The sequence below is a fragment of the Pseudovibrio sp. Ad37 genome, assembly GCF_001623075.1.
Lineage (GTDB): Bacteria > Pseudomonadota > Alphaproteobacteria > Rhizobiales > Stappiaceae > Pseudovibrio.
Genome location: NZ_LMCF01000029.1, coordinates 1 through 13,036, shown reverse-complemented (window position 1 = coordinate 13,036; position 13,036 = coordinate 1). Strand labels below are relative to the sequence as shown.

The 13,036-nt window shown below is 50.4% G+C and carries 10 protein-coding genes and 1 pseudogene; 1 reads left to right on the top strand and 10 read right to left on the bottom strand.

Annotation, left to right across the window (positions count from 1 at the left end; translation table 11 throughout):
• Positions 1-119: 119 nt before the first annotated feature.
• From istA to PsAD37_RS08765, 9 genes are all read right to left on the bottom strand, one after another.
• Positions 120-812 (bottom strand): IS21 family transposase, encoded by a 693-nt coding sequence (istA, locus tag PsAD37_RS08815; protein ID WP_084407703.1) that lies wholly within the window; start codon positions 810-812, stop codon positions 120-122.
• A gap of 473 nt (positions 813-1,285) precedes the next feature.
• Positions 1,286-1,870, bottom strand: coding sequence for an RICIN domain-containing protein (locus PsAD37_RS08805; protein ID WP_153039700.1), 585 nt, complete (start codon positions 1,868-1,870; stop codon positions 1,286-1,288).
• Between the two features lie 304 nt (positions 1,871-2,174).
• Positions 2,175-4,394: a molybdopterin cofactor-binding domain-containing protein gene (locus PsAD37_RS08800; RefSeq protein WP_063295825.1), complete on the bottom strand. Its 2,220-nt coding sequence runs from the start codon at positions 4,392-4,394 to the stop codon at positions 2,175-2,177.
• Positions 4,395-4,406: 12 nt separating this feature from the next.
• Positions 4,407-4,862, bottom strand: coding sequence for a (2Fe-2S)-binding protein (locus PsAD37_RS08795; protein ID WP_063292187.1), 456 nt, complete (start codon positions 4,860-4,862; stop codon positions 4,407-4,409).
• A 257-nt stretch (positions 4,863-5,119) separates the two neighbouring features.
• Positions 5,120-6,175: an MBL fold metallo-hydrolase gene (locus tag PsAD37_RS08790; protein WP_063295824.1), complete on the bottom strand. Its 1,056-nt coding sequence runs from the start codon at positions 6,173-6,175 to the stop codon at positions 5,120-5,122.
• Between the two features lie 1,175 nt (positions 6,176-7,350).
• Positions 7,351-9,579, bottom strand: coding sequence for a molybdopterin cofactor-binding domain-containing protein (locus PsAD37_RS08780; protein ID WP_063295822.1), 2,229 nt, complete (start codon positions 9,577-9,579; stop codon positions 7,351-7,353).
• A 2-nt stretch (positions 9,580-9,581) separates the two neighbouring features.
• Positions 9,582-10,058 (bottom strand): (2Fe-2S)-binding protein, encoded by a 477-nt coding sequence (locus tag PsAD37_RS08775; protein ID WP_063295821.1) that lies wholly within the window; start codon positions 10,056-10,058, stop codon positions 9,582-9,584.
• Positions 10,059-10,121: 63 nt separating this feature from the next.
• On the bottom strand, positions 10,122-11,105 hold the full coding sequence (locus tag PsAD37_RS08770) for an aldo/keto reductase (protein WP_206600062.1): 984 nt from the start codon (positions 11,103-11,105) through the stop codon (positions 10,122-10,124).
• A 140-nt stretch (positions 11,106-11,245) separates the two neighbouring features.
• Positions 11,246-12,148 (bottom strand): LysR family transcriptional regulator, encoded by a 903-nt coding sequence (locus PsAD37_RS08765; protein WP_063295820.1) that lies wholly within the window; start codon positions 12,146-12,148, stop codon positions 11,246-11,248.
• 101 nt (positions 12,149-12,249) lie between these two features.
• On the opposite strand from PsAD37_RS08765, the gene PsAD37_RS08760 reads away from it, so the two are divergent.
• Positions 12,250-12,699, top strand: a complete 450-nt coding sequence (locus tag PsAD37_RS08760; RefSeq protein ID WP_063295819.1) for an MFS transporter — start codon at positions 12,250-12,252, stop codon at positions 12,697-12,699.
• 37 nt (positions 12,700-12,736) lie between these two features.
• On the opposite strand, the pseudogene PsAD37_RS27435 reads toward PsAD37_RS08760, so the two are convergent.
• Positions 12,737-12,910 (bottom strand): annotated as a pseudogene (locus tag PsAD37_RS27435) (ATP-binding protein); the annotation flags it as partial.
• Between the last annotated feature and the right edge of the window lie 126 nt (positions 12,911-13,036).

Genomic DNA, 13,036 nt, shown 5'->3' with positions numbered 1-13,036 from the left:
GCTGGCCTACGGCTTCATAGAACTCCAGTGGGCGTTGACTTACACCGCTGTGTTTGGCTGGCTCTTTCCCGCCACGGCGGCGCTGTGTTGTCCGTGGAAGGGCTTTACGATGACGTGGGTCAACCTGACGCTGGTTCTTGCCTTCCAATACCGGGTGGGTGGCAAGCATCCGGCTGAGCGCCATAATGGTCCAAAAGAGCGACAAGAGATGGGTTAAAGCGAACAGTGCCATCTGGATCTTCTCCCAAAACGGCTGTCTTCATGCGATCATACAGCACCTCCAGTGTGGCACCGCCGAAGGCTTCAAAGGCTGCAATATGACAGCGCAGGACTGTTTCCAGTTTTTGATTGGAACAATAGCGTCCCCACACAAACCGAGAATTGCCAAGAACAATAGAAAACAAAAAGACTTTGCGCGTCACGCCCGGTTCACTGGTGAACTCTACCTGAAACTCAGCAAAATCCACCTGTGCCTGCTGGCCGGGTGCTGTCTCAAAGCGTCGTTCGAACGGGCGTGCCGAAGCTGGGCGAAGCTCGCGAAGATACTCAGTTACAGTGGAGTAACCGCCTTCAAATCCCAGGGCCTTTACCTCACGGTGTAAGCGCCGGGCAGACAGGCCAGGGAACCGCTCCAGGCGTTCGAGCAAGTAGTCTTTGTACTCCTCCAGCATACGCCCATCACGTTGACGAGGTCCGTAAACAGGGGCTTCAAGGCCTTGGTGCAGATATTTAGCGACTGTCTTTCTATTCAGGCTCGCTTTGCGCGCTATGGCACTTATAGACAAGCCTTGCTGCTTCAAATTATGGATCATTACGATCTTCCCGAGATTGACCACCCCCTTCCGCACCCCTTTTTCCAACCGGAACGTGAGGGAGAGTTTGGCCAACTCTTGATTGAAGGGGCATGCCCCTTCAATCAAAAGTCAAAGCTGCGAAAGTGGGGAATTTTCAAGCAGCACAAATGGGGAAAATACATCCAGCACTGACACGGAGTTCCTATAAATCTAAAATATTCGTTTCAGAAGATTTTTTTGCCTTTGCAATAATGAACTTTGGATGAATAGCTTCCGTTTGATTACAAGATAAATATTTCTGGGATGACGCTGTCTCAATTGTCTTGTGTCTAGGGTTGTATATTCAACCCTTGTCCAATCATCCCTGATGACGAACAGGTTGATAGCGCCAAATTGCTGACCACAAGATCAGGAAGGGCCAACTGAGCCAAAAGGGCATTCCAGCGAAGTTTGCGACAGTACCCTTCGAAGTATTGGCTGCGACATAGATATTATTCTGTTTCTCGCTCAAATTCTAACCAGACTGATCGACTTTCGGGAATATCTTCGCAGGTATTCAGATTTAGGGTACGCCAGCGATGATCTTCTGAAAAGGTGCTGTCAGAATCTGCGCCAACCTCGAAACAAAGCCCCGTGCCAGTTAATTCAATACGCCCATCTGTACGATGTGTGAAATCTTGTAAAGATGCCCGCACAAAAGGATATTGCGCGATATCAACTTCATCAGCACAATGTTTGATCATCAGCGGGGCACCAGGCAATGTTCTCCCATTCAAACCAACCGCTGTCACGCACCCCCGATAAGCAGGAAAACGAATGGCACCAGGAGAGGAAAAGGTAACGGCCTCGTCTGCATAGAAGCCCGGCCGTTTGCAATTATGCGCATTTAACGGCATGGTAAAGTCTACCCAGTTGCCCGACCCGGCCACGTCAATACAATAACCGTCCTGCGGTCGATCAAGACGATCAGCTAAATAAAGATAACCTGCCTCATCACGCCAATCCTGAGCGTGCACCGTTATTGGCAAAAGTAAAATAAAGGCTAGTGTCCAAGGCATCACTGCAAGTGTTCTCATCAGGTGTCTCCTATAGGCGAAACTTTATTTCGGGCATCTGTTATGCAATGCTCAAATGGATGTGCATCACACGTGCCCTTCAAGTTTCACCAATAAACGTTGCGATCTGTCGAGTTTTCCTCATCAGTACGGATTACAGTTTGGACGTGTTCTGGCCAAAGCTCTCCGCTATTCAACTAATGAAGGCATAGGTTGGTCTGGGTATGTGAAAATACCAAAAATTAAATGCGCGTTGCATTTTACTTCGAGCCACAGTTCGACAATCTCTAAAACCTATTGGCTTAACTCCGTCAAAAGAACTCAGTTAAGTCATTTGCTTCAGGATCTTTTCAGGCCGCAGTGGCAAATCACGAACGCGAGCGCCAGTTGCGTCAAAGATGGCATTGGCAAGTGCTGCAGCAGTAGGCCCCTGTGAAGCCTCACCTGCTCCAACAGAGGGCAAGTCTGGGCGGTCAATCAAATGAAGCTCAATGACCGGGGACTGCGCGACACTCATGATTGGGTAATCCCACCATTCGGTGCTGGTGACGCCGGTGTGATCGTAAGTCACCTCTTCCATCAAGGTCCAGCTCAGGGATTGGATGATTCCGCCTTCGATCTGATTAAGCACGCCGTCCGGATTGATTACCTGACCGACATCTATGGCTCCAACGACCTTCGATATGGCTACCTCGCCATTCTCTAAATCTACGTGTACGTCGACGACAATTGCGAAAATGCCCGATGTATTCCGATAGCGTCCAAATGCGAAACCACGTCCAGTGCCCTTTTTGTTCGAACGACCAGACCAATTGGCTTCTTCTGCAACTTTTTCGACAATCGCCCGATAGCGCGGATTGCTGAGGTGCTGCAACCGGAACTCAATCGGGTCCACATCAGCATTAAAGGCAACTTCGTCCATAAAGCTTTCCATAGCGTAGTGATTGGAATAAGCTCCCAGACTGCGCATCGCTGAGACACGTAAAGGCATCTCGGGCAGAAGGTGCTTTGTCAGCCTCTTGTTCGCGATATCATAGATCGGATCACTGTTACGATCCGCCCCGAACATAGACGCTGCGCTTTGAAATGCATAGGGTTGCAGATCGCTGTTAGTAGACCAAGCGGGCATGAGGCCACTACGATTACCGCTGCTCATTTGGGATTGCAAACCTGGACGCGCAATATGAGCACCTGACCAGAGCGTGTGCTCATAGGAGCGCAACCTGTTGTTGGAATCAAGTTCGGCAGCAATTTCAATACGCATTGCCGTGCCAAATGGTGAATGAGCCAGCTCATCTTGACGCGACCACATCACACGTACTGGTAAATCGGTTGCGCGGGCTAAGAGCGCTGCATCCATCGCTACATCATCTGCACCATTATGGCCATAACATCCGGCTCCATGGGCATGAATGAAACGCAGGTTACTCTCAGCCATCCCTAGTACGTTTGCCATGTCACGCCGGGCTGGGTAGACACCTTGCGTATGCGACCACACCGTTAGGATATCGCCATCAAGCTGAGCAATCGCACAAGATGGTCCGATCGAACCATGGGCATGAAAAGGACGATAGTAAGATGCTTCGAAACGCTCGCCACCGGCAGAGTTAACATCGCCAACCTCCAGAAAAACACTGTCGAATGACGGCAGCGTTTTAATCCGTTCAGGCAACTCCTCCAGCGGTGGTTCAATGGGCGGGATGTCCCAGCTTGCACCTTCGGCCAATACTTCAGCTGCAGCCACAGCTTGTTCTTCACGTTCCGCAATCACGCCGAGAAAACTACCATCCCGTACAACTGAGATCACACCGTCCATTGCACTGACGGTGTCGATGGATACATCCACGAGTGTGAACTTCGGTGCTGGGGGGCGTACGATGCGGCCATGAACCATGCCCTCTAGGCGAATATCGACGATGTAAGAGGCTTCACCGTATAGTTTGGCCGGTAGATCAGCCCGTTGCTGGGGCGTACCCACAAACTTATGGTCTGCTGGACGCTTTGGTTGAGCATTGCCAGAGATCGGGATATTTATTTCCAAACCACCGACCAAAGCCCAATAGGTTATGTGACCGCCGTCCGGAGCGATCACCTCTCCATCTTCGACACGGATGTCCACCAAATCGGCGTGGAGCCTGCCCGCTGCCATCTTGACAAGATGACGGCGTATTTCGGCACTTGCGTGGCGTAATGTCATACCACTCGACTGTATCGATGCGCTGCCTGCCGTATACGATTCATCTGGTGACCGGTCAGTGTCTGGATTGATCACCTTTATGCGCGCAAGGTCGACATCCAGTTCCTCTGCAACGATTTGCCCAAATGCAGTCTGAATTCCCTGGCCAAGTTCAGCCTTGCCAGAGGACACGTAAACGCTGCCTTTGGGATCTATACGAATCCAGGCATCAACTGTCGATTCATTTGGGCGTCGCATTTCTCCCTGAGCAGTACGGATGGAAACCGGCAATGCGAAATAGGCGGTGAGCCCCCCAATGCCGTGTAGAATGGAACGTCGAGAAAGTGATGCTGTGTCAGGCTTAATCATGATTAGCTCTCCTCAAATCTGCACTTGAGCACGCTTGATTGCTTTTAGCACACGCGCCTGTGCGCCGCAGCGACACAAAATACCATCCATGCTCTCACGGATTTCTGCATCACTTGCGGCAGGATTGCTCGATAGCAGTTCAGTAGCCGTCAGGATCATCCCATTACTGCAGTAGCCACATTGTGCAGCCTGCTCAACCAGGAACGCTTGTTGAAGCACTGAAAGAACGCTGTCGGGTGTCTGATCTTCGAGCGACACCACCTCGGAGTCGGCGACAAGCGAGACCGGTGTGATACAGGACCGAACGGCCTGACCATTAACAAGCACAGTACATGCACCACATGCGCTGGCACCACAGCCAAATTTAGGGCCGTTCAGAGAAAAATCATTTCGTAAAACGTAAAGAAGAGGGGCATCTTCATTCACGCCAGTAGTAACTGAATTTCCGTTGAGCTGGAATCTTATCATTGTGTTTCTCCTGTCTGAAACGCCAAAAGCTGGCTCCTACGATTTCGATGAGATTCCATAACAGCCTATCTAACAATTTAAGCACTAATCGGAGGGCCCCATAAGGCGGTCTTCCTTGATAGCTATGATGCGATTGATAGAGGTTGTAAAATCGCTCCCATCAACGGTAAAGCGTAGGTGCTCGGTGAAGGCGGCCTAACGTAGTTGATCATGTTTCTCTATATTTCTACGTGCTTTGTCAGCGAGGATGACTGGTACTAATCAGAGGAGCCAACACCGATCATGTCCAGCGGCTGGCCTACATTGAGCGTGATAAAGCTAGAAGGGGACAGTTGAGCCTCACGCTTGGCTTGTTCCAGAAGTTCAACCGGCTCAACGCGCGCTTCTGCACTCAGTTGGAAGGTTCCATAATGCATGCCGATTGACTGTTTTGCTCTTAAATCCATATGTGCTTTAACAGCCTCAAATGGATCAAGATGCACTGGCTTGAATAAATGCCGAGGTGCATAGGCACCTATTGGCAGAAAGGCCAAGTCAACAGGTCCAAATTGTTCATATGTTCTCTTGAAGTGATTGGCGTAACCACTATCACCGCCAAAGTAGATATTCTTGCCACCAATCTGCATAAGAAACCCGCCCCAGAGAGTGGAGTTTCTATCAGTCAATGTACGACCTGAGAAATGCTGCACTTCAAGAAACCAAAGCTTAAAATCATCTGACACTTGCGCGCTATCCAGCCAATCTAGTTCATTGATGTTGTCAGAGGATGCCAAGCGACTTCCCACCCCAAGTCCGGTATATATTTTGGGGTTGTCGCGCTTAATCAACTGATTTATGGATTTCAAGTCCAGATGATCATAGTGATCATGACTTACGATAATTACGTCGATTTCTGGTAGATCCTCCAGAGCTATGCCCGGTTTATGAACCCTCTTTGGGCCAGCAAAGGAAATCGGGCTGGTTCGTTCTGAAAACACTGGGTCAGTGAGAATATTGAACCCATTTATCTGGATAAGAAAAGTTGAATGGTTGATGAAGGTGACGCGTGCGTCCTTGCTATTGACTCTGTCCTGCGGGGACGGATCTGTGATCGTTTCCACCCATTTCGGCCATTTAGCCCTTTCCGTGTCAGAGGTCAGCCCTGCCCAGGCTACTTCCCAGAAGGAGTGAGTTTCGACCAGACTGTTATTCCTAAATGCTCCATCTTTGAAATTCAAAGATCCTTGCTTGTGATCTTTTTGAGTAGCCGCACAAGCTGTCATGAAAACACCTACCAATACGAAAATTACTACCGTAAATTCAATGGACCGCATCCATAAGTTCCCCGTTTAAAAGATATCCAGCCAAACATAGGCGACATCTGGTCCTGCCTATTTAGCGCTGTGAGTGTGCGCGATTCATGATGGCAAGTTCTCTAGAAAAAATTCCATTTGATCCTGCAACATTGCTGCCATTGGATGCACCTGCAAAACTTCACAGAACAACGAAAGGGTGAGCAGCAGAGGCACGGATGTCCGCGTATCTTTTTTACATGGTCATACGGCTGCTACAGGTTGTCTAACTTATTACCGCATAAGTTTGGATATACTTATCTGGAATACTTTTCTTGTCAATTAATATATTCAGAGATATGGATTGCGAGGACCAAACTAGATCTACCGCCCAAGAAACAGCTTCTAAACATAAGGATGGCCTATCTGCTACCGCTTAAAGCAGAACGCCTTCGGCAAATGTTGCAGGCTGCTGTTATGGATGAATGTGAACTGACACTTTCAGAAAAGAACTGCTTGGGCGTGTTTACCAGTCTGGAGCACCTGTGACGATGAGTGAAATTTCACACGCCTTGCTGCTCACCGAAGGAGGCGCGATCAAGGTCATTGGTCGTTTAGAAAGCGCGGCCTTGTTACACGACAACGCTCAAGCAACGACAAGCGAGTGGTGCTTATCAACATCACGGAAGCAGTCATGACTGTGTGCGTCCGATGACCCCAGCCTTTTTATTAATTAGGGCTTCAGTGACGCTGATTTAGCAGCGTAACGCCATGGCATGAGATCGTTGATGCGATTGATTTTATGATCAGCAATTTGAGCCAGCAACTCTGATCCCGGGCACCCGCGCTCGATTGGCCGGGAGGGCAGCGGTGCCTGAACAACTTCCTCGCAGCATGAACACGAAAGGCACTCCTCGACGACACTGTTAGAAACAAACCCTGTTTCTGTTGTATGCATTGATCTCCCTTCAAGCATGGGATTGTAACGGTGATCATTCAGCCAGTAATATAGCCGTGTTTTTCTTGTGCCATGGCGACTGGCAACCTGAGCGACGGGCAAACTTCCTTCCAGCGCCTGCTGACAAAACTGGAGGAAGAATAGAAAATCAAATCCTATCGCGTCAGGTCGACTTCACCGAACGCTCACAAAGTAAGTCAGGCAAGATATTAAAAATCAATGGGTCCTGGGCCTAGCTTCACTCGATTATTCACTCTGATCAACCCTTCGTGTTCATTGTGGCAACAAGATCGTCCTCATCTATTGGCAGTTTGTTTGCGCGATATCCTGTTGCTGCGCGGATGGCATTTACGAGAGCAGGAAGTGCAGCGATCAACGCGGCTTCACCAACACCAGATGGCGCGACAGAGGGGTCACTGATGAGTTCAATTTCAAATTCTGGCGCGTGGTCAATCGTCGCAATCGGATAGTCGAAGAAACCATAAGCTGAAATCGAACCATCATCGATAGGCGCCCCTTCGACCAAGACTTGCCCGATGGCCATCATGGTACACCCTTCGATCTGAGCCTTGACTTGATCAGGGCTGAAAACAAATCCGGGATCAAGCACACAATAACAACGATCGATACGGATTTGTTCGTTCTCTTTCTCATAAGATACGTCAAAAGCCATTGCAACATGGGTTTGCTCAGCAAAGATTGCAGCGGCGTAACCGCGACCAACCTCTGCGTCTTCAGGAAGCGGGCGAGCGGCACAAATGGTTTTCAGCTTTGTCAAACACGTCTTGAGCCGGTCTTGTTCCGGGCCAAGATTCTGTATCCGTAGCGAAATTGGATCCAGGTTGAGCGTTCGCGCGAGTTCCTCAACCGCCGCCTCGGCTGCAAGCGAATTGGGCGTCGCGCCAAGTGAGCGCCACTGGCCAACATGGAAAGGAAGTTCGACGTCAGTGAATTCGATGCGGCGGCGATCAACGGTATAGAATGGATGAGAACCTATAGTGGCGCCTATGTCGTGAAACAGTTTCCGAACGAGCGACAAGCCCCCTTCAGGTAACAAAAAATCGTTGAACATGACGTGTCCGCTGACGAAAGCGTGCCACCATTCGGTGATTTTCCCATCGTCATCTGCTTTGATCCGAACCCGATGAGACGATGGCGGACGCGTACGGTCTGCGAGGAACTCGTCACGTAGCGACCACACCACCTTGACCGGTCGATCAACCTCTCGTCCAAGGAGCACGGCATCGCGGACAACATCATATGTTGCGCGACCACCAAAGCCGCCCCCCACACGCATGAGGTGAACCGTTACGCGGTCTGTTGACCACCCAAGTTCCGCAGCTGCCTTCTTTTGATTGACGAACATGTCCTGTGTGCCCGCCCAGATCTCGACCACTTCTCGCCCGTCCCGCTCACTAAATTGAATAACCGCAGAACGCCGTTCAATCGTCGCATGTTCGACAATTGGCAAATCCTGACGTCGGTCAACGGTCCAAACCTGATCCTGAGCGACATCATCGTTTTCGAGGATGCTCTCAAGTTCCCCGGCCGAAAGAGCAATATCAACATCAATCATCGCGTCGATATCTTTTTGAGTATAACTTGATGGGCTGTCCCACTGTACAGTCATCTGCTCGAGTGCGGCGTCAAGAACGCTTGGCGTTTCCGCGACAATGCCGGCAAAATTACGCTCTTTATCGACGACGACCTTGATGACACCGGGCATACTACTGACGCCACCATCATCAACATCAACGATCTGGGCACCCGCCACGGGGGCTGGAACGCCGCGCCCATATGTCATGTTCGGCAAACGAACGTCGAGTGCATACACCTCTTTGCCGGTTACAATATCACGCCCTTGAACCTGCAAAGCAGTTTTGCCAACCTGCACCTTCTCCCTGCCTGGATCAAACGTGTAAGAGGTCGCATCCGGGAGGTCCCCAAGATCGATCACTTCGTTTGTTCCTGTGACAATATCAGCGAAGGTCACGACTTGACCTTCCGGGGTAGTAAAACCGCCTTTAGCATCGCCAAGAGCATGGGCATCAAGGCCAACTTGCTTGGCCGCACGTTGTCTCAGCTCTTCACGAAGACCAGCAGCAGCTTCAGCCAGAGGACGGGCGTTGTTACTGGTTCCCGAGCTTCCTACGGTGACCTGCAGTCTCGTTACGTCGTTTGTTGAGGGAAGTGAGACTTGGATATCCTCAACATCAACATTTAGTTCTTCAGCTACGATCTGGGCTAGGCCGAGGGATGACCCTTGTCCCATTTCGTGCACGGGGCTTAGCATTCTTACAGTGCCATCCAGGTCGACTTTGATCCACGCTGTGCCCTCCTCAAAGTCTGGTGCGCGCATCGACGCCATGACTGGCGCGAACTCTCTGCCCACGAAATAGGTGACGGTTAGACCCGCTGCTGTCCAACCAGCAGCTTTCAAGAAACCACGCCGTGTGAAGCGCCGCTTTTTTTGTGTAGCTGGTTTCATTTCTAGCTCGCCTTTCTTGTTTGCATCACTTGGGAAGCGTTCTTGATTGCAAGGTTGATCCTTTTATAAGTTCCGCAACGACAAAGATTGTTGCTCATGTGATCTATGATTGTTTGGTCGTCGGGGTTCGGTTCTTCATTTAACAATGCAGCGGCTTGCATGATTTGCCCTGCCTGACAGTAACCACATTGGGCGACGCGCTCGTCCAACCAGGCCTGTTGAACAGGATGTAAAACGCCATCGGCGCTGGCGAGACCTTCAATTGTGGTAATGCTGTCAGACTGGACATCAATCGCATAAATGGAACAGCTGCGAGCAGCCTCACCGTTGATGTGAACCGTGCATGCACCACACTCCCCTTGGCCGCAGCCAAGTTTTGGTCCAACAAAACCCAACTGTTCACGCAGCACCATAAGCAGCGTTTCATCTTGCCATGAGTCTGGTACATCAAATTCAGAGCCGTTAACGAATAGACGCATGGATCAATTCCTTCAATTGGCAGACATAGTTCTGAAAGTTTCATAGGAACGCGAGGTGTCCGGCTAGTCTTGCTCCAGAAGAACACCATTTTTGATGACCATGTTTGGCATTGAACGGCCAACCAGCTCGCTTGCATTTCGAGCGGTTTCTATTCTGTTTAGATCTTCGTCGGTTAGGCTTAGATCCAGGCTTTGCAGTGTATCCTCTAGTTGGGCTGTGGTACGAGCGCCAGCCAATGGGATAATGTCTTCGCCCTTGGCCAACAGCCAGCCGTGCAAAAGTTGCGCGATCGAAATGTCTTTGTCGGCGGCCATATGGCGCAGCGTAACCATCAAAGGATCGCCTTTTGCATCGGACAATTTACCAAAACCCATGGCGCCAAAGGCCACAATACCGATACCCAATTCACGTGCCGTGGGCAGGATGCTTTCTTCGATGGAAGTATCGGTTATCGAGTAAGCGAATTCCACCAAACTCAGTGGATGGGTGGCATGCGCTTTACGAATGGTCTCTGCATCGGTTTCCGACAGGCCAACGTTGCGCACATATCCGGCTTCGACCAGGTCAGCGATAGCACCAACGGTGTCTTCTACAGGGATACCGATATCCACGCGAGCGGGTTGATACAGGTCTACATAATCCAGACCTAGACGTTTCAGAGAGGTGGTGATGTAAGTTTTCACGTTCTTTGGGCCAACATCGACCTTGTTGCTGCCCGTGAAAGCATTCTGAAAAGTTCCGTACTTCAGGGAAATGAATGCTTTGTCCCGGTCAACGCTTTTCAGTGCCTCACCGATAAGAATTTCATTATGACCATCCTGGCCGTAAAAATCCCCTGTGTTCAGGAGGTTGATGCCGGCCTCCAGCGCGGCGTGAATGGTGGCTACGCTTTCGGAACGCTGCTGGTCCGGCATCATCGACATGCGCATGCATCCCAAGCCAAGCCTTGAGACTGCAACACTGTCGTTCCGGTAGGTTTTCATATCCATTTGAAACGCTTTCTCAGATTTCCAGCTCTTTTCACTGGCTACCCGGAAGGTACTCATCAGGAATTACATCAACAAGGCGCACTTTATTGAGATGATATATGTCGAAAATTGATATGTGGCCATAATTTCATAGAGTTTGGCACTTTTCCAAGCAATAGTTAAAGATGATCAGACTGGCAGGAGATTGGAACCTAGCGTTACGCAATCTGCTCTACCGCCTGCCGAACTGCACCACGAAACCATCTTTGCGATGGGGAATGGTGTGTGGCTTTGTGCCAGATCATTTTGAATTGAACAGGTGGAAACGGGCAAGGCGGCTCAATGTGCGCGAATTCCCTGAACAGCCCATGTGCGATACGCGCCGGTAATATCGCTATGAGCTGTGACCCACGCATCAATGGGGGAAGGGCTTCGAAACTAGGAACTTCGACACTCAACTGACGTTCAATACCATGTTGTTCAAAGATTCGTTCTTCGAACGGCGTTCCAGACATGGAAAAACGAACTGTCGCGTGAGGCAGCGTACCGAAATTCTCACGCACCTCATCTTCCGAAATGACGTTGGGATCGAAGAAGCACTTTGCGCAATCCTCAAAAAGCGTAGTGCTGTGGATATCAAGCTGATCTGGTGGAGGGAGAGGTGTAACGACAACATCGCTCTCTCGCATGCGCAGTCGATCCAGGTAATTCCGGCCAGACGAGATCAAGCGAAGTTTGGCCTGCGGAGCTTCGTTCAAAAATCTGTCCAGCAGTCCGGGGGCAATCAACTGACGCTCATAGTCTTGCGCTTCCAGGCAAAATCGGGTCGTCATTTGCTCCAGTTCCAGTGGTTCTGGCGAAACGAGTGTCTCAAGTCGATCTAGTATTTCCGAAACCTCGGGTGCTAGGGCGAGGGCGCGCTCGGTTGGGGCAATGCCACGTCCAGCTCGCACGAACAGAGGATCTCCAAACACTAAACGCAGCCGATCCAAAGCATGACTGATCAGAGGTTGACTGACGTCCATCCGTGCAGCCGCACGCGAGATCGACCCTTCTTTCGCAACTGCGCAGAAAATCGTCAGCAGCTTGACATCGACCTTCATTAGATCAGTTTTTTTCATATATAACCTCAATAAGATGCGTCTTGTTTATATTATGAACGAAAAAGATACTCCTCGCAACATCGGCCCGATTGGAGGTCATGCAATGAGGATGATCGGACATGTCCACAACGAACAAACAGAGTGAAGTTGAATTTGTTGCGCTCGTCGCGCTGACTACATCGCTAGGAGCATTGTCGATTGATGCTGTGCTGCCCGCACTGCCTGACATCGGCGAGAGCTTTGGAATAGCCGATGGAAATGCATTGCAGCAGATCGTTGGCGTTCTGTTTTTGGGACTGACCATCGGACAACTCGCCTATGGGCCGTTGTCCGATCGCTTTGGACGCAGGCCAATCCTATTCCTCGGCATGGCGGTTTTCGTATTGAGCAGCCTGGTTTGCATTCTGGCGGACAGCCTCGTAGTGATGTTTGTAGGCCGGTTCTTTCAAGGCGTGGGAGCTGCTGCGCTCAGGATTGTCAATGAGCGTTCAAAATTGATCCGGCATCATCATTTAAAATTGACCCACCTTGGTTGGCACAAATCCAGCAGGCGAACAGCTCTCATCTAGCAGGTTCGTCTGCTGGCTTTGTGCCAACCAAGGCTTATTAGTTTTGGGACTTTTTGCTCTGGGCAAAGCGGAAGGATGTATTACCCGTTTCGATAATTGAGCAATGATGGGTGATCCTGTCTAGCAGCGCGGTCGTCATCTTGGCATCTGCGAAGACGGATACCCACTCGCCGAATTCTAGGTTTGTGGTGATAATGACACTGGTTTTCTGTGTGCGTCCGGCGAACCCGACCTACAAAACGGAAATAGGCCCTGTTACGCTGGCTTAGCAGCGTAACACCACGGCATGAGATCGTTGAGGCGGGTGATCTTGTGATCAGCGATTTGAGCCAGAACC

Bases quoted from the DNA above. Each gene is read 5' to 3' on its own strand.
- PsAD37_RS08805 (WP_153039700.1), bottom strand. From the start codon at position 1,870: ATGAGAACACTTGCAGTGATGCCTTGGACACTAGCCTTTATTTTACTT.
- PsAD37_RS08760 (WP_063295819.1), top strand. From the start codon at position 12,250: ATGTCCACAACGAACAAACAGAGTGAAGTTGAATTTGTTGCGCTCGTC.
- PsAD37_RS08780 (WP_063295822.1), bottom strand. From the start codon at position 9,579: ATGAAACCAGCTACACAAAAAAAGCGGCGCTTCACACGGCGTGGTTTC.
- PsAD37_RS08765 (WP_063295820.1), bottom strand. From the start codon at position 12,148: ATGAAAAAAACTGATCTAATGAAGGTCGATGTCAAGCTGCTGACGATT.
- istA (WP_084407703.1), bottom strand. From the start codon at position 812: ATGATCCATAATTTGAAGCAGCAAGGCTTGTCTATAAGTGCCATAGCG.
- PsAD37_RS08775 (WP_063295821.1), bottom strand. From the start codon at position 10,058: ATGCGTCTATTCGTTAACGGCTCTGAATTTGATGTACCAGACTCATGG.
- PsAD37_RS08795 (WP_063292187.1), bottom strand. From the start codon at position 4,862: ATGATAAGATTCCAGCTCAACGGAAATTCAGTTACTACTGGCGTGAAT.
- PsAD37_RS08770 (WP_206600062.1), bottom strand. From the start codon at position 11,105: ATGAGTACCTTCCGGGTAGCCAGTGAAAAGAGCTGGAAATCTGAGAAA.
- PsAD37_RS08790 (WP_063295824.1), bottom strand. From the start codon at position 6,175: ATGCGGTCCATTGAATTTACGGTAGTAATTTTCGTATTGGTAGGTGTT.
- PsAD37_RS08800 (WP_063295825.1), bottom strand. From the start codon at position 4,394: ATGATTAAGCCTGACACAGCATCACTTTCTCGACGTTCCATTCTACAC.